Origin of the sequence: Streptomyces albidoflavus (assembly GCF_000719955.1) — a bacterium.
Taxonomy (GTDB): domain Bacteria; phylum Actinomycetota; class Actinomycetes; order Streptomycetales; family Streptomycetaceae; genus Streptomyces; species Streptomyces albidoflavus.
Genome location: NZ_JOII01000004.1, coordinates 240,626 through 263,402 on the forward strand (window position 1 = coordinate 240,626; position 22,777 = coordinate 263,402).

Consider the following 22,777-nt stretch of genomic DNA (forward strand, 5'->3'; position numbering starts at 1 on the left):
CGTGACCGCCCCCGACGTCGCCGAGCGCCTGCGCGCCGCCCTGCGAAGCCACCCCGGGCGGACCGCCGCGGTGGTCGGAGCAGAAACCCTCACCCACGGAGAACTGGACACCGCCGGCGGCGCGCTGGCGGCCCGGCTGCGTGCCCTCGGCGTCCGGCCGGGGCAGACCGTCCTGCTCCACCTGCGCCAGAGCGTCCACACCCTGACCGGCATGATCGCCGCGCTCCGCGCCGGGGCCGCCTGGTGCGTCACCGAACCCGGCCATCCCGCCGAACGGCTCGCCGCGCTCCCCCGGGACCTGGAGTGCGGCGCGCTGGTCTGGGACGGAGCCGCCGACCCGGACGCCCGGCAGGCCGTCGAGCGGCTGGCCGCCGAGGCCCCGTACCCGCTGCCGGTGCTCGACCTCGCCGAGCACCGGCGCTCCGCACCGCCGGAGGACGACACCTGGACCCCGGCGCCCGGCGGCGCCCCCGCCTACGTCGTCACCACCTCCGGCTCCAGCGGTGAGCCCAAGGCGGTCGTCGTCGGGCGGGACAACCTGTCCGCGATGGTCGCGGACCGCGACGACGGGCCGTTCGGCACGGTCTTCTCAGCCTGCCGGTTCGCCTGGGACGGCGCCCTCCTCCTCACCTTCCCCGCGCTGTGCGACGGCGGCACCGCCGTGCTGCCGGACCACGCCGCCCTGCCCGACGCCCGCGCCTGCGCGGAGCTGCTACGGCGGTGGCGTGCCACCCGCGCCGTCTGCCCGCCCTCCTACTACCGGCTGATGCTGCCGCATCTGCCGGGCGCCGAGGCCCACCTGAGCCAGGTCGTCCTCGCCGGTGAGGTGGTGCCCGAGCCGCTGGTCGCCCAGCACCGCGCCCAGCTCCCCGGCACCGGGCTCCGCAACGAGTACGGCCCCACCGAGACCACCGTCGCGGTGCTCGCCCACACCCTGCCCGACGCCTCCTCGGGAACGGTGCCCGTCGGGCGCCCCCGCGGCTCCGTCACCGCCCGTCTGCTGGACGAGCGGCTGCGGCCCACCGCCCCCGGGGACCTCGGGGAGCTGTACATCGGCGGACCGCAGGTCACCCACGGCTACGCCCGGAGGCCGGCGGCGACAGCCGCCCGGTTCCTCCCCGACCCGTTCTCCTCGCTGCCCGGCGCCCGCATGTACCGCACCGGGGACCTCGCCCGCGCCCGGCAGGACGGCGAGATCGTCTTCGCCGGGCGGGCCGACGGCCAGCTCAAGGTGCGCGGCATCCGGGTGGAGCGGCACGGGGTCGAGGCCGTCCTGGAGCGGCATGCCGCCGTCCGCCAGGCCAGTGTGCAGGGCGTGCCGGGCGAGGGCGGCCTGCGGCTGGTCGCCTTCTGGACCGCCGCCCCGGACGCGGTGACGCTGCCCGGCCCGCGCGACCTCCTCGCCCACTGCCGGCGGGAGCTGGAAGCCGGCTCCGTGCCGGAGGAGTTCGTCCTCCTCGGCTCGATGCCGCTGGCCGCCTCCGGCAAGACCGACGAGGCCGCCCTGGCACGTCTGCTCCCGGCGGAGGACGACGGACCGGACGGCGCCGACGACGCGACGGACGCCCTGAGCCAGGAACTCGCGGCGCTGTGGGCCAAGGTCCTGCGGCACGACGACTTCGGGCCCGAGGACAGCTTCTTCGACGCCGGGGGCAACTCCCGCAGCGTGGTCGAGCTGCACCTCTGCCTGGAGCAGCGCTGGCCCGGCGCGCTCCGCGTGGGCCAGCTCTTCGACCTGGACCGCGTGACGGACCAGGCACGGGCCCTGCGGGCGGCGGGCGCCCGTCCGGCATCGACGCGGTGAGCCGGCCCGGCACCGCACCACGGCGAACCCCACCACCGGTGGGCCGGACAACGGGGGAGACAGTGCGGGACAATCACGACGCGCCGGCGCGGCGGACCGGACGGACGGACGGCGCCGCACCCGACAGCGCGGAGATCCCCGACGACGCCGTGGCCGTGGTGGGGCTGGCGCTGAGGTTCCCCGACGCCGACGACCTCGCGGAGTTCCGCGCGAACCTCCTGGCCGGGCGCGACAGCGTCGGCCCGCTCCCGGAGGGCCGCGCCGAGGCGACCGGCCTCGACCCGGCCGCGGCCCACCTGCCCATGGGCCACCTGCGGGACATCCACACCTTCGACCACGGCCTGTTCCGGCTCTCCCGTCGCGAGGCCGGAGTGATGGACCCCCAGCAGCGGCTCGCCCTGCTCCTCGCCCACCAGGCCGTGGAGGACGCCGGTTACGCCACCCGTCACCTCGCCGACGCGGGCACCGCCGTCGTCCTCGCCACCTCACCCTCCTCCTACCGGGCCGCCGCGAGCGACCCCGGGACGCTCAGCGCGCTCGGCAACATGACGTTCGGCGCCCCGGCCCGCGTCGCCCACGTCCTCGGCCTGACCGGCCCCTGCTACGCCGTGGACACCGGCTGCAACAGCTCGCTGACCGCGATCCACCACGCCTGCCGCGAACTCACCTCCGGCGATGCCCGGTACGCCCTGGCCGGCGGGGTGAGCCTGCGCCCGGGCGGCCTGCCGGCCCAGGAGGCCGCGGCCATGCCCGAACTGGTCTCCGGCAGCGGGCGGTGCCGCGCCTACGACGCGGACGCCGACGGCGCCGTACCCGGTGAGGGCGGCGCCGTGCTGCTGCTCACCACCGTGGCCCAGGCCCGCGCCGACGGCGCCCCGGTCCACGCGGTCCTGCGCGGCAGCGCGGTGCTGCACAACGGCGGGGCCGTCGCCACCATCAGCTCGCCCAGCGCCACCGCGCAGAGCCGGACCATCCGCGCGGCCTGGGCACGTGCCGGAGCCGACCCCGCCGACGCCGGATACCTGGAGGGCCACGGCTCCGGCACCCCTCTCGGCGACGCGGTCGAACTGGAGGGACTGGCCTCGGTGTTCAGCACCCGGGCCACGCCCCTGCCGATCGGTTCGGTCAAGGCCAATATCGGGCACCTGGACCACGCGGCGGGCGTCGCCGGACTGGTCAGGGCCCTCCTCAGCGTGCGGCACGGCGAGCTGTACCCGGCCGTCCACTTCCGCAGCGCGACCGGCGGCACCGACCCCGCCCGCCTCGGCGTGGAGATCCCGCGCGCCGCCCGGCCCTGGGCCGACCCCGTCCGGCTCGCCGGGGTCAGCTCGTTCAGCCTCGGCGGCGTCAACGCCCACTGCGTCGTCCAGCGCGCGCCCGCCGAGGACGGCCCCGGGGAGCGGCCGGACCCGGCGTCACAGGAGCCGCCGCGCCTCGTGGGGGTCTCGGCACGCACCCCGGAGGCGCTGGCCCTGCTCTGCGTCCGGCTCTCCTCCGCCCTGCGTGACGGGCGCCTGCCGCTGGACGACGTCGCCTTCACCCTCAACGAGGGACGCGACCACTACGCCCACCGGGTCGCCGTACGGGCCCGGGACACCGAGGAGCTGGCGGTGCGTCTGGCCGCCGAGGCCACCTGGCTGGCCCAGGAGGAACCCCGCGACGTCGCGGGCGGAGCCCCGCGCGTCGTGCTGCTGGCCGGCGCCGACGGCACGGCGTCCACCGAACTGGCGGACGGACTGCGCCGTGCCGGGGTGCGGCCCGCCGCCGTGCTCGGCCGCGACGAGGACGCCGGTGCGCCGGCCAGGCTCCGGAGCCGGCGCCGGACCGTGCTCTGCGTGGCCACCGGCCCCCTGACCGAGGCGGCCCGGGCCCTGGCGCAGCCCGCCTCGGAGGAGAAGGGCGCCGTCGAACTGATCACCCCGGACCCCCGCCACGGGCTGCAGGGCGTCCTGGCCGCCCTCTACCGTCGTGGCGTCGACCTCGACTGGCGGGCCCTGACCCCGGCCGCAGCCGACCGGCCGCCCCGGCGCAGGCGGCTCCCCGGCCATCCCGTCCTCGGCATCCGCTGCTGGGCCACGCCCGCCACTCCCCCGCCTGCGGCGCCCGCCGCGCCCGAGGCGCCCGAGGCGCCCGCGGCCCCCGAGCCCCGGGCGGCCGTCCCCGTCTCCCTCCCCACCCCCGTCGAGGCCGACCGTCCCGCGCCTGCCGAGGACACCACCGGGTGGCTCTGCGCGGCCCTGGAGGAACTCCTGGGCGCCGGGACCCCCGTCACCCCCGAGGCCGACTACTTCGCGCTCGGCGGCAACTCGATCGTCGCCCTGCAGCTCGTCCAGCGGGTCGGTGAGCGCTTCGGCCACCGCCTCAAGCTCATCGACACCTACGAGTACCCGCGCGTCGCCGACCTCGCCCGGTTCATCGACTCGCTCTCCTCGGCCGGCAGGCCCGCCGTCCCGCCGGTGGTGCCCACCGACGCCCACGTGTTGTCCTACGGGCAGGAACGCATGTGGTTCCACCATCAGCTGGACCCCGCCACCACCCTCTACAACCTGCCGATGGTCAGCATGATCAGCGGGGAGCTGGACATCGACGCCGTCCGGGGCATGTGGGAGGACCTGGCGGAGCGGCACGAGGTGCTGCGTTCCAACCTCGTCGACGAGGACGGCGTGCCCGGCCTGCGCATCCGCCCCGAACTGGGCGCGGAATTCTTCCACTTCACCGACGTCAGCGACGCCCCCGACCCGGTCGCCGCCGCCCGCGAACGGGTCCGCCTCGCCGCCGCGCACCGCTTCGACGTGGCCCGCGACCCGCTGGTGCGGCTGGAGGTCATCCGCACCGGGCCCAAGGAACACGTCGTCCACGTGACCATGCACCACGCCGTCAACGACGGCGGCTCGCCCCGCATCTTCGAACGGGAACTGCCCGAGCTGTACGCGGCCCGGCGGGAGGGCCGCCCGCACCGGCTCGACCCGCTGCCGGTCCGGTACCGCGACTGGGCGCACTGGCAGCGGCAGCTCGTGGAGACCGCCGCCCTCGACGGCGAACTGGAGTACTGGAAGCGGCGGCTGGAGGGCGTCGAGCCGCTGCGGATGCCCACCGACCACCCCCGCCCCGCGCGCAAGGACCACAGCGGGCAGCTGCACCCCTTCACCGTCCCGGCCGAGCTGATCGGCCGGCTGCGCCGGATCGCCGCGGAGGAGTCCGCCACCCTCTTCACGGTGCTGCTCACCTGCCTCTACCTGCTCCTCGCCCGGCACAGCGGCCAGCGCGACCTGGTCGTGGGCAGCCCCACCACCGGCCGCACCCGCCCCGAACTCCGGGACCTCATCGGCTTCTTCAACAGCACCGTCGCGCTCCGCGCCGACCTCGGCGCCGCCACCTCCTTCGGGCACCTCCTGAAGCAGGTGCGCGGCGTCGTCGCGGAGGCGCTGGAGCACCAGGAGGTGCCCTTCGACCGGGTGGTCAACGCGCTGGTCGGTCAGCGTGACCTGAGCAGGACACCGCTGTTCGACGTGTTCTTCGTGCACCAGGAGCTGCCGCGCGTGCAGCACGTGGGCGAGGCCCGCACCGACTTCTTCGACACCGGCCGCACCCAGGAGAACCTGTTCAGCGGACTGCCGCCGGGGACCGCCAAGTTCGACCTCACCCTGGTCACCCAGGACCGCGAGGGCGACGACGCGATGACGGCCTGCCTGGAGTACAGCACCGAGCTGTTCACCGGGCGGACCGCCGCCGCGCTGACCGAGGACTACCTCGCCGTGCTGCGCGCCGTCGCGGACGGCAGCCGCGACACCCCGCTGACCGCACTGCTCACGCCGCCCGCGACCGAGCCCGTGCCCGTGCCCGCGGGGGCGCCGTCCGGCACGGCGGCCACCGTGCACGAGGCGATCGAGTCGTGGGCGCGGGCCACCCCGGACGCGGTCGCGATCCGCGCGGGCGAGGACCGGCTGACCTACCGGGAGCTGGACCGGCGCGCCGGACTGCTGGCCGGCGAACTGCGGGCGCGCGGCGCCGGCGCCGAGTCCGTCGTGGCGCTCTGGACCGACCGGAGCGTCGAACTGGCCGTCGCGGTGCTCGGCGTACTCAAGTCCGGCGCCTGCTACGTCGCCGTCGACCCCGGACTGCCGCCGGAGCGGGCCCGTTTCCTGCTCACCGACAGCCGCCCGGGGCACGTGGTGACCACCGTCGCCCTGGCCGGCCGGCTGCCCGCCGGAGCGCCCGACGCCGTCCTGGTGGACGCCCCGGCGACCGCTCCCGACGGGGAGCAGGGCCCGCCCCACCGTCCGGCGGGCGGCGGCAACGCCGCGTACGTCTGCTACACCTCCGGCACCACCGGGCGGCCGAAGGGCGTCGTGGTCACCCACCGCAACGTGCTCGGCTTCGTCGCCTGGTCCCGGCGGGCGCTGGGGCCGGACGCCTTCTCCCGGACGCTCGGCGCCGCCTCGGCCGGCTTCGACATCTCGGTGCTGGAACTGCTCTCCACACTGGCCTCCGGCGGCAGCGTCGACCTGGTCCGCAACCTGCTCGCGCTGACCGAGCGACAGGACTGGTCCGGCTCCCTCCTCATCGCCATCCCCTCCGTCTACCGCCGGGTGCGGCAGGCCGAGTGGGTCGACGAACGCGCCGGCCAGTACGTGCTGTGCGGCGAGCGGGTCCCCGGCGAACTGGTCCGCGACATCCACCGCCGCCGTCCCGGCGCCACCGTCTGGAACGCCTACGGCCCCACCGAGTGCACCGTCTTCGCCACCGCCTGGCGCTGCGACCCCGGCGCCGAGGGCGACCCGCCGATCGGCACCCCCGTCGACGGCACCCGCTGCCACGTCCTCGACCCCGGCCTGCGTCCGGTCCCGCCGGGCACGGTGGGAGAGCTGTACGTCGCGGGCGACGGGCTGGCCCGCGGGTACGCCGGCCGGCCCGGACAGACCGCCGACCGCTTCGTGCCCGATCCCTTCGCGGCCGACGGCAGCCGCATGTACCGGACCGGGGACCTGGTCTCCCAGGACCACGACGGCGTACTCACCTACCGGGGCCGGGCCGACGACCAGGTCAAGGTCCGCGGGCACCGGGTCGAACCCGGCGAACTGGAGGCCCTGTTGCGGGTCGTGCCCGGAGTGGCCGCGGCCGCCGTCGTGGCCGTGCCGGCGGACGAGGGCCAGGACCTCGGGGACCACACCCTCGCCGCCTTCCTCCAGCCCCGTCCCGGGGCCCGGCCGGACGCCGGGGCCGCCCGGGAGGCGCTGGCGCGCGCCCTGCCCGCGCCGCTGGTCCCCGCGAGCTTCGAGGTGGTGGAGACGCTCCCCGTCACCGCCCACGGCAAGACCGACCGGCAGGAACTGCGCCGGCGCGCGAGCGCCGGGAAGCGGCCGTCGGACCCGCCGCCCGTCGAGGCCACCGACCCCGTCGCCGTGCTGTGCGAGGTCTTCGCCGAGGTGCTGAACCGGCCCTCGGCCGGGCCCGACGACAGCTTCTTCGCGCTCGGCGGCGACAGCATCCGCTCCATCCGGCTGGTGCGCGCGGCCCGCCGCCGGGGCCTCGCCCTGTCGACGGAGGACGTCTTCGTCCACCCCACCCCCGCCGGACTCGCCACGCGCCTCGCCGGCCCGTCCGCACCCCGCTCCCCCGCTGCCACCCCCACGCCCGTCACCGGGGCGGGCGACGCTCTCGACGCGGCGTACCCGGGCCACCGGGGTGTGCTGCCGCTCACCCCGCTCCAGGCCGGGCTGGTCTCCGGCGGGCCCGGTACGGGCTCCGTCATGCGGCTGGAACTCGGCCTCTCCGGCGAACTGGACGTGCCCGCGCTGCGGCGTGCCGTCGGCGAACTGGGCAGCCGCCACCCCAACCTGTGCGCCGCGTTCGTCCGGCGGCCCGCCGGGCCCCCGGTCCAGGTGCTGTGCGACCGCCCCCTGACCCTGGACGAACTCGACCTGCGGGCCCTGACCCCCGAGGCCCGTGACGCGCGCCTGGCGGAACTGACCGCCGAGGAACGCGCCACCCGCCTCGACCCCGAGGCCCCGCCGCTGCTCCGCTTCACCCTGGTGCGGCAGACACCCGACCGGTTCCAGCTCCGGATCATCGGCCACCATCTGCTCCTCGACGGGTGGTCCAACCAGCTGCTGCTGCCGGAGCTGCTCGCGCTCTACCGGGGCGACCTGCTGCCGGACGCCACCCCCTTCGCCGACCACGTGGCCTGGCTCGGCGGCCTCGACCACGAACAGGACCTGTCCGCCTGGGACGAGCACCTCGCCGGTGCCGAGCCCACCCTGCTGGCCGACGGGGCCCCGGTGGCCGACGGCTGGCCCGGCCGGACCACCGAGCGCCTCGGTCCGGAGGAGACCGGCCGCCTCACGGCCACCGCCGCCGCCCTCGGGGTCACCGCCAACACCGTCCTGCAGTGCTGCTGGGCCCTGGTCCTCGCCGAACGCACCGGTCGCCACGACGTGGTGTTCGGGGCCATCACCTCCGGCCGCTCCCCCCAGGTGCCGGGAGTCGAGTCGATCGTCGGCTTCCTCATCAACACCTTCCCGGTCCGGGTGCGGCTGCGGCCCGAGGAGAAGCTCGCCGCCCTGCTCCGCCGCGTCCAGGGCGAACAGGCCCGCATGATGCCGCACGGCCACGTGGACCTGGCCGCGCTGACCGAACGGCTCGGTCTCGGCGCGCTGTTCGACACGGCCGTGGTGTTCGAGAACTTCCCGGCGGCCGATCCCGGGGCGGCGCGGAACCTGCCGGGGCTGCGCGTGGAGAGCGCCACCACGGAGTCGGCCGGCCACCACCCGCTCTCCCTGATGGTGCTGCCCCGCGACGGCGGCACCGACGTCAACCTCCTCCACCGCAGCGGCGCGGCCACCCCCGAGCAGGCCCGTGCCCTCCTGGACGGCGTCCTCACCGTCCTGCGCGCCCTCCTGGCCGACCCGGACACCCCGGTCGCCAGCCTCACCGGCACCGGTGGCGCCGCCCCGACGCCCGCCGGACCCCGGGTGGCCGCCCTGATCGGGGGCGAGGACGCGCACCCGGCCTTCGACACCCTGCTGCCGCTGCGTGAGAACGGCGGGCTGACCCCGCTGTTCTGCGTCCACCCGGCAGGCGGCGTCGGCTGGATGTACTCGGCGCTCACCCACCACCTCGACCCGGACCGACCCGTGTACGCCCTCCAGGACCGGGGGCTGAACGGCCCGGACAGGCTCCACCGTTCCGTGGAGGACATGGCCGCCGACTACGTGGCCGAGATCCGCGCCCGGCGGCCGCACGGCCCGTACCAGCTGCTCGGCTGGTCCTTCGGCGGCCTGGTCGCGCACGCCATGGCCTGCCTGCTCCAGGATGCCGGGGAGCAGGTGGAGCGCCTGGTCCTGCTCGACTCCCACGTCCTCGCCGACCTGGACGAACTGCCCCCGGCCCCCGAGGGCGCCGGGGCCCGGCAGATGTACGGCGCGCTGCTGGACTTCGCCGAGGTGCGCCCGCCCGGTGTGGGCGACGACGAGCTGGACGACGCGCGGTTCCTCGGCATCGTCCGGGACGGCGACAGCCTGCTCTCCGACATCTCCGAGCGCCACCTGGTGGCCATGGGCGGGGCGTACGACAACAACCTGCGGCTGGCACGGACCCATCGGCCCGGCCGGTACACGGGCGACGTCCTCCTCGTACGGGCCCGGCCCGACGAAGGGCCCGGCGCCCTCTCGCCGGATCCCGCCGGATGGCACCCGTACGTCAGCGGGCGCGTCGACGTCCACACCAGCGAACACACCCACGGCGACCTGGCCTGCCCCGCCTCACTGGCCCGCATCGCCCGCGTCCTGGAGCCGGGCGGCCCCGGGGAGAAGGAGGGCGACCATGGCTGACCGGAGCCGGCCGCTGACCGCCGCGCAGTCGGGCATCTGGTACAGCGGCGTCCTGGACCCCACCGGCCTGCGCTACGTGGGCTCCCAGTACGTCCACCTCCACGGCCCCGTCGACGAGGAGCTGTTCTCCCGCGCGGTCCGTGCCGTCGTGGCGGGCAGCGAGACCCTCCGGGTGCGCTTCGCCGAACGGGACGACAGCCCGGTGCAGTTCCTGGAGCCGCTCGACGACTGGGAGGTCCGCCTGCTCGACCTGCGCGCGGCCGAGCACCCGCACGAGGAGGCGCTGCGGCTGATCGAGGAGAACAGCCTGCGCCCGTACGACCTGTCGCGGGCGCCGCTCTTCGACCACCACCTGCTGCGTGTCGCCGACGACGCGTACCTGTGGGCCATCCGGATGCACCACCTCATCTGCGACGGTACGGCCGCCGCGAACTTCATCCGGCGGGTGGCCGCCACCTACACGGCGTGGGCGGCCGGTACCGCCGGGCAGCCGGAGGCCGGACCCGCGCTCTTCGACACCCTCGACGCCCTCGTGGAGCGCGACACCGCCTACCGGAGTTCGGCACGCTTCGGCGAGGACGCCGCCTGGTGGGCCGCGCGGCTCGCCGGCCGGGACGAGGCGCCGCAACTGGCCACCGGAGGGGCCCCGGCGGGCGCCGGCGGCCATGTCAGCCACATCCGGTGGCTGCCGGCCGACCGCTGGCACCGGCTGACCACCGCGGCCACCCGCCACGAGGTGCGCTGGCCCGCCCTGTTCGCCGCCGCCACCGCCCTCGCCGTGCACGCCGACACCGGGGAGCGGCAGGCCGTCCTCGGCCTGAGCGTCCCCGGGCGCACCGGCCGGGCGGCCCGCCAGGCGCTGGGCACCGCCGCCAACGTCGTGCCGCTGCACGTGGCGGTGGACCCGGCCGCGCCCCTCGCGGAGCTGGTCGCCACCGCCTGGTCCGGCACCCTCGGTGTCCTGCGCCACCAGCGCTACCGCTTCGAGGACATGCTGCGCGACCAGGGCGCGGTCCGCGACGGCCGGCCCCTGGTGGGCCCGGTCCTCAACGCGATGACCACCGAACGCGGCCTCTCCTTCGCCGGCACCCCGGCCGTCGTCCACCAGGTCACTCCGGGACGCGGCGACCACCTGGCCCTCGGCGTCCACGACAACGGCGCCGCCCAGGTACGGATCGACCTCGGCGTCCCCGCGGCCCTCTGCACTCCCCCGGCCGCCCGCGCCCAACTCGACCGCCTCGTCGACCTCACCCTGGCCCTCGCCGACGCCGATCCCGCCACCCCCCAGGGGCGGGTCGGCGCTTCCCGTCCCGCCCGGCCGCCCGTCCCGGCCGGGCCCGAGGCCGAACCGGCCACGCTCACCGGCCTGTTCGCCGCCGTGGCCGCCGCCCGCCCGGACGCCGTCGCCGTGGTGGCGGGGGGCGACCGGCTGACCTACGCCCGGCTCGACGCGCGGGCCGAGGAACTGGCCCGCCACCTCGCCGCACGCGGGGTGGGCCCCGGCGACCGGGTCGCGGTCTCCCTGCCCCGCTCCGCCGGTCTGGTCGTCGCCCTCCTCGCCGTCCTGAAGGCGGGCGCCGCCTACGTGCCATTGGACCCCGCCCACCCCGCCGAGCGGCTGCGCGCCACCCTGGCCGACGCCGCGCCCGCCCTCGCCCTCGTCCGTCCCGGCGCCACCATGGCCCCCGTGCCGGGCGGGGACGACGTGCCCGTGCTGACCCTCGACCCGCGCCGGGGCACCCTCACCGGTCCCGACGCCGAAGGCGCTCCCGGGGTGGCGCCGCGCCGCCCGGCGCCCGGCTCTCCCGCCTACCTGATCCACACCTCGGGCTCCACCGGCACCCCCAAGGGCGTCGTGGTCACCCACCACAACGTCACCCGGCTCCTGTCCGCCGCCGCCCGCCACTTCACCTTCGGGCCCGACGACGTGTGGACCCTCTTCCACTCCTACGCCTTCGACTTCTCGGTGTGGGAGCTGTGGGGCGCCCTGCTGCACGGCGGCCGCCTGGTGATCGTCCCCGAGGACGTGGCGCGCTCGCCCCACGACTTCCTCGAACTGCTGGCCGAGGAGCGCGTCACCGTCCTGAACCAGACGCCCTCGGCCTTCGGCCAGCTCGCCGAGGCCGAGGCGGAACGCCCCGCCGTCGGCGACCGGCTCGCCCTGCGGTACGTGGTCTTCGGCGGTGAGCCGCTCGAACCCTGGCGGCTGGCGACCTGGCTGGCCCGCCACCCCGGACCGGCTCCCCGCCTGGTCAACATGTACGGGATCACCGAGACCACCGTGCACGTCACCCACCACCTGGTCGACCCGGCCGCCGCTGCCTCCGGCCCGGCCGGGGGCGTCATCGGCAGCCCCTTGCCCGACCTGCGGATACGCCTCCTCGACGCCGCCCTGCGCCCCGTCCCCGACGGCGTGCCGGGCGAGATGTACGTCTCCGGCCCCGGGGTGGCCGACGGCTACTGGCACCGGCCCGGCCTCACCGCCGGACGGTTCGTCCCGGACCCCGACGGGCCGCCGGGAAGCCGCGCGTACCGCAGCGGCGACCTGGCCCGGCGGCTGCCCGGCGGCGCCCTGGAGTACCTGGGGCGCGCCGACCGGCAGGTCAAGGTGCGCGGCCACCGGGTGGAGCCCGCGGAGGTCGAGGCCGCCCTCGTCGCACTGCCGGGCGTCCGCGACGCGGCCGTCCTGCTGACCGAGTACGGGCCGGGCGACCGGCGTCTGGTCGCCCATCTGGTGGCCGACTCCGAGAGCGCGGCGCTCGCCCCCGAACGGGCCGCCGCCGTGCTCCCCGCCCATCTGCTGCCCTCGGTCTGGGCCACGCTGGACGCCCTCCCGCTCACCCCCAACGGCAAGCTGGACCGGCGCGCCCTTCTGACCGCCGGCCACCAGGTGTCCGGCGAGGGCCGCGCCCCCCGGAACCCCGCCGAGACCGCGCTGCGGGACCTCTTCGCCGAGGTGCTGGGCCGGGAGCCGGACCAGATCGGCGTGGACCGGAGTTTCTTCACGCTGGGCGGAGACTCGCTGCTCGCCGGACGGCTGGTGGGCCGGGTCCGCGCCACGCTCTCCCGCGACCTCGGCGTCCGGGACGTCTTCACCTGGCCGACGGTGGCCGGGCTGGCCGTCCGGCTCGGGGAGACGGACGGCACGGCGGACGCGCGGCCCGGCCCCGTACCCCGCCCCGGCCTCGTCCCCGTCTCCCACGCCCAGCGCGGCCTGTGGTTCCTGCACCGTCTGGAGGAGACCGGTCACGCCTACCACGTCCCGCTGGCGGTCCGGCTGGAAGGCCCGCTGGACACCGGGGCGCTGCGTGCCGCCGCACGCGACGTGCAACAGCGCCATGAGATCCTGCGCACCACCTTCCCGCACGACGGCGACGGACCCCGGCAGCACGTCCTCCCCGCGGCCGAGGCGCCGGACCCGCTGACCGTCGTCCCGCACGCCGGGGAGCAGGACGCGCACGACGACGCCTACGAGACCGCCCTGCGCGAGCCCTTCGACCTGGCCGCCGCCCCGCCCTGGCGCGTCACCCTCCTGTGCCGCTCCCCGCACGAGCACACCCTGCTCGTCGTCCTCCACCACATCGCCGCCGACCAGCAGTCCATCGGCCCCCTCACCCGGGACCTGGCCACCGCCTACGAGAGCCGGCGGCGCGGCGAGGCCCCCGCCTGGCCACCTCTGCCCCTCCAGTACGCCGACTTCACCCTCTGGCAGCGGGCCCGCCTCGGCGCCCCCGACGATCCGGGCAGCCCCCTGTCCCGCGAACTCGCCCACTGGCGCGAGGCCCTGCGCGAGGCGCCCGCCGAGACCCCGCTCCCCGCCGACCGGCCCGGCCGGCCCGGCGCCGAACACCCGGGCGACGCCGTCGGCTTCGACTGGGGGCCCCGGCTCGGCACCCGTCTCAAGGAGCTGGCCGCCGCCCGCGGTGCCACCACCTTCATGGCACTGCACGCCGCCCTCGCCTGCGCCCTCAGCCGGTGGGGCGCGGGCACGGACGTGGTCGTCGGCACGGTCACCGCCGGGCGCGAGGACCCGGCGCTGGAACCCCTGGCCGGCTACTTCGCCCAGGCCCTCCCGCTCCGCCTGGACCTGGCCGGCGACCCCGGGTTCGCCACCGTCGTGGACCGGGCCCGCACCGCAGGGCTGACCGCCTTCGCCCACACCGGCGCCCCCTTCGACCGGATCGTGGAGGCCGTGGGGCCGCCCCGCGAACCGGGCCGCCACCCGCTCTTCCAGGTCATGCTCAACCATCGCTCCGGCGCCCGGCCCGCCCTGCGCCTCGCCGGCCTGCGCGCCACCGAGCTGCCCCCGCACCGCTCGGTCGCCAAGTACCCCCTCCTGTGGGACGTCGCCGAGGAGGCCGACGGCACGCTCCACGGCTGCCTGGAGTACGCCACCGACCGCTTCCGACGCCGCACCGCCGAGGCCCTGCTCGACGCCGTACGCCACTTCCTGGAAGCCGCCCTCGACCGGCCGGAGGCGCCCTTCACCGGTCTCCCCTGCCCGCGCCCGGGCGGTGGACCCGCCGAGTCCGCGCCTCCCGCCGCCGTGCCTCCCGCGCCCACGCCCGGCGAGGAGGCACGGGCGGGCGAGGCGGCCACCGAGGAACTCCTGCGCTCCCTGACCGCCACCCTGCTGGGCCGGGACTCCGTCGACGCCGACGCCAACTTCTTCCGGCTCGGCGGCGACAGCATCCTCGCCGTGCAGCTCGCCGCCCGCGCCCAGGCCGCCGGTGTGCCGGTCGGCCCCAAGGACGTCTTCGCCCACCAGAGCCCCCGCGCCCTGGCCCGGACCGTCCAGGGGCGCGTCCGCGCCGCCGCCCCCGCCCGGCCCTCCCAGGACCCGGGCCCGCTGGAGCCCACTCCCGTCGTCGAGTGGCTGGCCTCGCTCGGCGGCGACGCCGGGGGCTTCGCCCAGTCCGTGGTGGTCCCGCTGCCCGCCACCGCGACCGGGGCGAGCGTCCGCACGGCCCTCCAGCACCTCGTCGACCACCACGACGCCCTGCGCCTGCGCCGCACCGCCGTCACCTGCGGCCGCTGGGAGCTGGAGGTGCGGCCGCCCGGCACGGTCCCGGCCGGTGAACTCCTGCGCCACGTCGACCTCGCCCGCGAGGGCGCGGACGACCCGGCCGCGTACGACGCACTGATCGAGCAGGAGCGGCGCGCGGCACGCCGCCACCTCGATCCGGACCGCGGCGACGTGGTGCGCGCCGTGCTCTTCCACGGCCAAGAGAACCGGCTGCTGCTGGTGATCCATCACCTCGCCGTCGACGGAGTCTCCTGGCGGGTGCTCCTGCCCGACCTGGAGCTGGCCCACCGCCACGCCCTGCGCGGCGAGCCCGCGCCCCTGCCGCCGGTACCGACCCCGCTGCGCACCTGGACCCGGGCCCTGCGCACGGCCGCCCGTTCCGAGGCGGTCCGCGCCGACGAGACCTGGTGGCGCGGCCGCCTCGCCGCACCCCACGCCGGCCTCGGCAGCCGGCCCCTCGACCCGGCGCGCGACACCGTGGACCGCGCCGGACGGCTCAGCTCCACCTGGGACGAGACCTGGATCGAGCCGCTGCTGACGACCGTCCCGGCCGCCTTCCGCGCCCGCGTCCCCGAGATCCTGCTCGCCGCCCTCTCGCTGGCGCTGCGCCGCTGGAGCGGAAACCCGCAGGGCGCCCCGGTCCGCGTCGACCTGGAGGGGCACGGCCGTCGCCCCGGCCTGGCGGGCCTCGCCGACCTCGACCTCTCCCGCACGGTCGGCTGGTTCACCACCCTCCACCCCGTGCTGCTGGACCCGCCGCCCGCCACCGGCTCCCCGGCCGAGGTGTCGGCCCGCGCCGTCACCCACGTCAAGGAGCGGCTGCGCGAGGTGCCCCACGACGGCCTCACCCACGGGCTGCTCCGCCAGGAGGGCCGGCTGCCCGACGCCCGCGCCCCCCTGGCCTTCAACTACCTCGGCCGCTTCGACACCGAGGACCCCGCCCCCTGGCACCCGCTGCCCGGTTCGCTGCGCGGCGAGGCCGGCCCCCGCCAGCCCCTCGCCCACCCCCTGACCCTGGACGTCTTCGCCGAACGCGGCCCCGGCGGGCCCCGGCTGCGCGCCGAATGGACCTGGGCCTCCGGCGTGCTGACCGACGGCCAGGCCGAGGAACTGGCCGGTCTGTGGCACACCGCCCTCGCCGAACTCGTCCACCACCACCCCGGCACCGGCCCGGTCCGGTCCACCCCCTCCGACTTCCCGCTCGTACGGGTGGACCAGAGCCACATCGAGACGTGGGAGGAGCGGTACGGGCCCCTGGCCGACCTGCTGCCCGCCGCACCGCTCCAGGAGGGCCTGCTCTTCCACGCGCTGTACGGCGCCGGCACCGGCCCCGGAACGGCCGGCTCCGGCGAGGACCCGTACCTGGTGCAGCTGAGCCTGGACCTCTCCGGCGACGTCGAGCCCCACCGCCTGCGCACCGCCCTGCGCGCGCTGCTGCGCCGCCACCCTCATCTCACCGGCTGCTTCCCGCCCGACGCCGGCCGGCCGCTCCTGATGGTCCCGGCGGACGAGCCCGCGCTGCCCTGGCGCACCGCGGACCTCACCGCGGAGCCCGAGGACCGACTCGCCGCCCGGACGGACGAGGAGGAGCGGGCCGAACGGCGCCCCTTCGATCCCGGCCGCCCGCCGCTGCTGCGCTTCGCCCTGCTGCGTACCGGCGAGCGACGGTGGCGTCTCGTCTTCACCCACCACCACCTGTTGCTCGACGGCTGGTCCGTGCCGCTCGTCCTGCGTGAACTGCTCGACCCCGCCGCCACCGGCGAACCCGCCCCGGCCCTCGGGGAGTACGCGCGGTGGCTCGCCGCCCGTGACCAGCAGGCCGCCGCCGAGGCGTGGCGCCACGAACTGGCGGGCGCCGAACCCACCCGGGTGGCCGGCCACGCCCCCGCTGCCCCCACCACGCTCAGCCACCGTTTCGAGCTGTCCGGGGAACTGGCGCGGGCGCTGAGCGACCGCGCGGCCCACTGGGGCGTCACCCTCAACACCCTGGTGGAGTCCGCCTGGGCGCTGCTGCTGAACCATCTCACCGGCCGCCAGGACGTCGTCTTCGGTGTCACCGTCGCCCAGCGTCCCCCGGAGGTCGCGGGGGTGGAGCGCCTCCCCGGCCTGTTGCTGAACACGGTCCCCGCCCGGGTCCGCCTCGATCCGGCCCGGACCGCCAGGGAGGTCGCCGAGGACACCCACGCGCGCCGCGCCGAACTCCTCGACCACCACCACCTCGGGCTCACCGCCGTCGAGGAGGCGGCTGACACCACCGGCCTCTTCGACACCTCGGTGGTGTTCGAGAACTACCCCCTGGACGAGGCGGCCTTCACCCGGCTGCCGGACGGCGTGGAGGTCACCGGCACCGGCATCCACGACGGAACCCACTACCCCCTGAGCCTGGTGGTCCTGCCCCGCTCCGGCCGCATCGAGTGCCGCCTCTACAGCAGGCCCGGCGCCCTCGACCACTACGGCACCCCCGCCGACCTCGCCGCGCTCTGCACCGCCGCCTTCCACGCCCTGCTGGCGGACGACCCCCTGGCCCGGCTCCAGCTCCTCGCCGCTCCCGCGCGGAAGGCCGTCCTCGACGCCGGGCGCGGGCCCGCCTCACCGGTGCGGGAGGACACGTCCCATCTCGCCCAGGTCTTCGAGGCGCGGGCCGCCGCCCACCCGGACCGCCCCGCCCTCTCCGACGCCACCCGCACCCTCACCTACGGCGCACTGGAGGCCCGCGCCAACCAGCTCGCCCACCACCTGGCCGACCAGGTCCACGTCGGTACACCGGTCGCCGTCGCGCTGGACCGCTCGATCGAGGTCGCCGTCTGCTACCTGGCCCTGGCCAAACTGGGCGCCCTCTGCGTCCCCCTCCACTCCGGCCTGCCGCCCGAGCGGCAGCGTGCCCTGCGCGAACGGACCGGCGCCGCCCTCCTGCTGGACCGTCTGCCGGACGAGGAGACCCTCGCGGCCTGCCCCGACGTTCCGCCGGGGCGGGACGTCCCGGCGGACCTCGCCGCCTGCGTGGTGTTCACCTCCGGCTCCACCGGTGAGCCCAAGGGCGTCCGGCTGACCCACCGCTCCGTCCTCAGCCGCGCCCTCGACCCGCGCTGGCAGGGCGAGGACCACCGCTGCGTCCTCCTGCACTCCCCGCACGCCTGGGACGCGGTGGTCTACGAACTGTGGGCGCCGCTGCTCACCGGCCGGCGGGTCCGGGTGGCGCCCCCCGGTGAGCTGGACGGAGCGGCCCTGCGCAGGGCCGTGGAGGACGGCGGCGTGACCGCCGCCTTCCTCACCTCCGGGCTGCTGGACGTCCTCGCCGAGCAGGACCCCGGCGCCCTGGCGGGACTGCGCGTCCTGGCCACCGGAGGTGACGTGGTCTCACCCCGGTCCGTGGAGCGGCTCCGCGTCCGGCACCCGGAACTGACGGTCGTCCACCTCTACGGCCCGGTCGAGAACACCACCTTCTCCCTCGGCCACGCACTGCCGCCCGGCCGCCCGGTCCCCGCGCCGCTGCCGCTCGGCACCCCGGTGCCGGGGTGCCGCGTCACCGTCCTGGACGCGGCCCTGCGCCCGGTCCCCCCGGGAGTGCCGGGCGAGATCCACCTGTCCGGCGACGGCCTGGCCGAGGGCTACCACGGCTCCCCCGCCGCCACCTGCGAGCGCTTCGTCGCCGACCCGTACGGTCCGCCCGGCGCCCGCGCCTACCGCACCGGAGACCTGGCCCGCTGGGACCGGGAGGGCCGCCTGCACTTCCTCGGCCGCGCCGACCGGCAGGTCAAGATCAACGGCATCCGGATCGAGCCCGGCGAGATCGAGGCCGCGCTGTGCGACGAACCCGGGGTGCGGGCCGCCTGGGTCGTCGTCCGCGGTGAGGGAGCGTCCGGCCGCTCCCTCGTCGCCTACGTCCTGGGCGCCGACGCCGCCCCGGACACCGCCTCCCTCCGTACCCGCCTCGCCGCGCGGCTGCCCCGCCACCTGGTACCCGCCGCCGTGGTCCCGGTCACCGAGCCACCGCTCGGCCCCACCGGGAAGGTCGACCGGAAGGCCCTGCCCGCCCCGGAACGCGCACCGGCCACCGAGGCCGCCACGCCCCGCGCCGAAGTACTGGCCGCCGCCTTCGCCGCCTCGCTCGGCCTGCCCTCGGCCGGCGCCGACGACGACTTCTTCGCCCTGGGCGGCAACTCGCTCAGCGCCGTCCGGCTGACCGGCCGGGTACGCGACGCCCTCGGCCTGCCCGTCTCCGTCCGCGACCTCTTCGAGGCGCCCACCCCGGCCGCCCTGGACCGGCGGCTGAGCGAGGGCACGGCCCCGGAGCCCGCCGACGACGCGCCCGCCCCGCCGCGACCGGCCCGACTCCCGCTCTCCCCCGCCCAGCTGCGGCTGTGGACCGCCAACTACCTGGGGGAACACCGCCCCACCTACCTCACCACCCTCGCCCTCGACCTGTCGGGCCCCCTGCACCGGACCGTCTGGGAACAGTCCCTCGGCGACCTCGTGGCCCGGCACGAGATCCTGCGCACCGTTCTGCCGTACGGTCCCGACGGCCCTGAGCAGCGCATCCTGTCCCCGGCCGAAGCCCCACCGGACCTGTGCTTCCTGGAGCTGGCCCCCGCTGAGGAACGCGCCGCCGTCGAGGCCGAACTCGCCCGCGGCTTCGACCTGCTGACCGGGACGCCGCTGCGGGCCCGGCTGCTGAGCACCGGTCCCGAACGCCACCTGCTGCTGCTCGTGGTGCACCACGTAGCCGTCGACGGACACTCCCTGGGCGTCCTCCGCGGCGACCTGCGGCACGCCTACGCGGCCCGCCTGGAGGGCGAGGCCCCCCGGTGGCAGACCCCCGCGCCGCAGTACGCCGACCACGCCCTCAGGGTGGTCCGGCGCCGGGGCGACGAAGGGGACCCCGCCAGCCCCGCCGCACGCGACGCCCGGCACTGGGCGGCCGAACTGGAGGGCGTGCCCGCGCGGTTGGCCCTCCCCGGCGAACCGCCGACCGGGGAGGACGACGGCAGGGCGGGCCACGTGCCCCTGACCTGGGAGCCACAGGAGCACCGCCTCCTGGAGGAGGCCGCCACCCGTTACGCGTGCAGCCCGTACATGGTGGTGCACGCCGCCTTCGCGGCAGCCCTGAGCGACCTCGGCGCCGGCGAGGACGTACCGGTGGTGGTGGCCCTGAGCGGCCGGGACGACGCGGCCACGGACGGCCTCGTCGGATGCGTCACCAACCCCGTGGTGCTGCGCGTGCGCACCCACGGCGCCCCCACCGGCGAGGAACTGACCGCACGGGTACGCCGCAGCCTCCTCGCCGCCCACGCCCACCAGGACCACCCCTACGAGCGCGTGCTGGAGCACCTGGACCGCGACCGCGCCGACCGGGGCCGGGGCCTGTTCACCGTGGCCTGCTCCTACCTGCGCACCGAACCCCCGCACCCCGAGGACACCGACTGGCCGGGCGGGCTGCGCGTGACCCCCCGCGTCCTGGCCCCCACCCACACCGACCAGGACCTGCTCCTCCAGCTCCGCGACCACCGCACCCCCGAGGGCGCCCCCGCCGGCCTCACCGGCGAACTCATCCACTCCCTCGCCCACTGCACACCGTCAACCGCCCAGCGCCTCGCCGACACCCTCCGCACGAAGCTCCACGAACTGGCCGACGGCCCGGAGGCGGCGAACATGCCGTACCCCCGGCCCCGATCCGGCACCGACGTGCCGGACGGTCGGTCCTCTGCCGGCGGACGGAGGCCGGTGAGTTCCTGAGCCGGGGGGAGGCGGCGCGTGGCCGCCGGGGCGATGCCTCGTCAGAACGGCATCCGGCCACGGGTGCGGCGCCCCGCCGAGCCGCTGCGCCCGACCGCCTTGGAGCTGCTGCGGAACGGCTTGCTGAAGATCCGGCCGAGAACGCCGGGCGCCTTGCCGCCCGCCCGCGAGCCCGCTCCCAGGGTCCGCTGGGTACCGCGCTCGGGGTGGCGGGAGAGACGGGGGACGAGAAAGGCCAGTACGGCCAGGACCACACAGACGGCGACGATACCGACGACCATCATGACGAGCTCCTCACTTCTGGGGGGACGTCCTCGCCGTGTTCCCCGCGTCGGTGACCCCAACCACCGCCGGCTCGGACGCCCGCCCGCCTCAGCAGCGGATGGTGGGAGCAGCGGAAGCCGCCGTGACAGATGACCCCGGCGTTCACACCGCCCCGGAGTCCCCGCCGGTCGGTCATGGGCGGCTGCTCGTTTTCCGGGGAGGGCGGGCCGGGTCAGCCCGATCCCTCCTCGCCCTGGCGCGTCCTGACACAGCCCCACGCCCGAATGTGTTTACTTCCTCGAACGGCGCGCGTAACATCCGGGAAAACCACAAGGTCGGTCATGGAAACGGATGTAAACCCACATGTTCGCAGCGGAGCGTCAGCAGGAGATCCTGCGGCTGGCTCATGAGAGCGGCCGGGTGGACGTGCTCTCCCTCGCCGACGAGTTCCAGGTGACGGCGGAGACCGTGCGGCGGGACCTCAAGGCGCTGGACCGGGCCGGGCTGGTGCGCCGCGTGCACGGTGGCGCCATCCCCGCGGGCCACCTGGGGTTCGAGCCGGACCTCGCCGAGCGGGACACCCTCGCCGCCGACGAGAAGGACCTCATCGCGCGGGCCGCCCTCGCCGAGCTGCCCGCCGACGGCAGCGTCATCCTCGACGCGGGCACCACCTCCGCCCGGCTCGCCGCCGTCTTCCCGGTGGAGTCGACCCTGACCGTGGTGACCCACGCCCTGCCGATCGCCGCCCGCCTCGCCGACCATCCGGGCATCGCCCTGCACCTGGTCGGCGGGCGGGTGCGGCACCGGACGCGGGCGGCCGTGGACGCCTGGGCGCTGCGGGCGCTCGGCGAGATCAAGGCCGACGTGGTCTTCCTCGCCACCAACGGCTTCGCCCTCGACGGCGGTCTGACCACGCCCGACCTCGCCGAGGCCGCGGTGAAGCAGGCGGCCGTCCGGGCCGCGCGGCGCGTCGTGCTCCTCGCCGACTCGGCCAAGTTCGGCCAGCAGCACTTCGCCCGCTTCGGGGACCTGTCCGACGTCGACCTGCTCATCACCGACAGCGGCCTCAGCGACGAGGACGCCCACGCCGTCGAGGCGCAGGGCCCGGAGGTGGTCCGCGCATGATCGTCACCCTCACCCCCAACCCGAGCCTGGACCGGGCCTACGAACTCCCCTCGCTCGACCGGGGCGCCGTCCTGCGGGCCACCCGTGACCGGGTCGACCCCGGCGGCAAGGGCGTCAACGTCTCGCGGGCGGTGGCCGCCGCCGGGCACCGCACCGTTGCCGTCGTACCGCTCGGCGGACCCGAAGGGGCGCTGCTGGCCCGGCTGCTCGGCGAGCACGGCATCGAGGCGGCGGGCGTACCCGTCGCCGGTTCCACCCGGGTCAACATCACCCTCGTCGAGCCCGACTCCACCCTGACCAAGGTCAACGCCGCCGGGCCGGAGCTGAGCGGGGCCGAGGCCGAGGCCCTCCTGGAGGCGGTGCGCTCGCGGGCCACCGGGGCCGACTGGATCGCCTGCTGCGGCAGCCTGCCGCGCGGCCTGGGACCCGAGTGGTACGCCCAGCTGGTCGCCCGCGCCCACCGGGTCGGGCTCCGTGTCGCCCTCGACACCTCGGGGGGCGCGCTCGGCGCGACGCTCGCCGAGGAACCCGACGTGGTCAAGCCCAACGCCGAGGAGCTGGCCGAGGCGGTGGGCCGCCCGCTCGCCACCGTCGGCGAGGTCGTCAAGGCCGCCGGGGAGCTGCGGGAGCGCGGCGCCCGTGCCGTCCTGGCCAGCCTCGGGGCCGACGGCCAGCTGCTCGTCGACGCCACCGGCACCTGGTTCGGCCACGCCGAGCCGGTCGCGGTCCGCAGCAACGTCGGCGCCGGGGACGCCTCGCTCGCCGGGTTCCTCGCGGCGGGCGGCAGCGGACCGGCCGCGCTGGCGGCGGCGGTCGCGCACGGCACGGCGGCGGTGCAGCTGCCGGGCAGCGTGATGCCGACCCCGGCCGACCTCGCCCCCGACGCGGTGACCGTCACCGACGCCGTCCCCACCGACCGCCTGCTCACGGAGCCGGTCCGATGACCGCCCGCCACCTCCGCTCCGGCGCCCGCTTCCCCGCGTCCCGCCGGCCGGC

General features: G+C 76.7%; 6 protein-coding genes. 5 read left to right on the forward strand and 1 reads right to left on the reverse strand.

Annotated elements, in window-relative coordinates; translation table 11 throughout:
• The first annotated feature begins 1 nt into the window (after position 1).
• From IF45_RS0105960 to IF45_RS0105970, 3 genes are all read left to right on the forward strand, one after another.
• The gene (locus tag IF45_RS0105960; RefSeq protein ID WP_242534218.1) at positions 2-1,804 is read left to right on the forward strand and encodes a non-ribosomal peptide synthetase; all 1,803 of its coding nucleotides are present in this window, start codon (positions 2-4) and stop codon (positions 1,802-1,804) included.
• 62 nt (positions 1,805-1,866) lie between these two features.
• The gene (locus tag IF45_RS31890; protein ID WP_165395695.1) at positions 1,867-9,633 is read left to right on the forward strand and encodes a non-ribosomal peptide synthetase; all 7,767 of its coding nucleotides are present in this window, start codon (positions 1,867-1,869) and stop codon (positions 9,631-9,633) included.
• A complete protein-coding gene (locus IF45_RS0105970) occupies positions 9,626-20,392 on the forward strand; it encodes a non-ribosomal peptide synthetase (protein ID WP_030306009.1) in 10,767 nt (3,588 codons plus the stop codon). The genes IF45_RS31890 and IF45_RS0105970 overlap by 8 nt, the downstream gene beginning before the upstream one ends.
• Positions 20,393-20,433: 41 nt before the next feature.
• On the opposite strand, the gene IF45_RS0105975 is transcribed toward IF45_RS0105970, so the two are convergent.
• Positions 20,434-20,676 carry a DUF6411 family protein gene (locus IF45_RS0105975; protein WP_008414644.1) on the reverse strand — a complete coding sequence of 81 codons (243 nt, stop codon included), beginning with the start codon at positions 20,674-20,676 and terminating at the stop codon, positions 20,434-20,436.
• Positions 20,677-21,019: 343 nt separating this feature from the next.
• Here IF45_RS0105975 and IF45_RS0105980 point away from each other — a divergent pair, with 343 nt between their 5' ends.
• Together IF45_RS0105980 and pfkB are read left to right on the forward strand one after the other, a co-directional pair.
• Positions 21,020-21,781 (forward strand): DeoR/GlpR family DNA-binding transcription regulator, encoded by a 762-nt coding sequence (locus IF45_RS0105980; protein WP_030306011.1) that lies wholly within the window; start codon positions 21,020-21,022, stop codon positions 21,779-21,781.
• Positions 21,778-22,725 (forward strand): 1-phosphofructokinase, encoded by a 948-nt coding sequence (gene pfkB / locus IF45_RS0105985; RefSeq protein WP_030306018.1) that lies wholly within the window; start codon positions 21,778-21,780, stop codon positions 22,723-22,725. The genes IF45_RS0105980 and pfkB overlap by 4 nt, the downstream gene beginning before the upstream one ends.
• The last annotated feature ends 52 nt before the right edge of the window (positions 22,726-22,777 follow it).

Bases quoted from the DNA above. Each gene is read 5' to 3' on its own strand.
- IF45_RS0105980 (WP_030306011.1), top strand. From the start codon at position 21,020: ATGTTCGCAGCGGAGCGTCAGCAGGAGATCCTGCGGCTGGCTCATGAG.
- pfkB (WP_030306018.1), top strand. From the start codon at position 21,778: ATGATCGTCACCCTCACCCCCAACCCGAGCCTGGACCGGGCCTACGAA.
- IF45_RS0105970 (WP_030306009.1), top strand. From the start codon at position 9,626: ATGGCTGACCGGAGCCGGCCGCTGACCGCCGCGCAGTCGGGCATCTGG.
- IF45_RS0105975 (WP_008414644.1), bottom strand. From the start codon at position 20,676: ATGATGGTCGTCGGTATCGTCGCCGTCTGTGTGGTCCTGGCCGTACTG.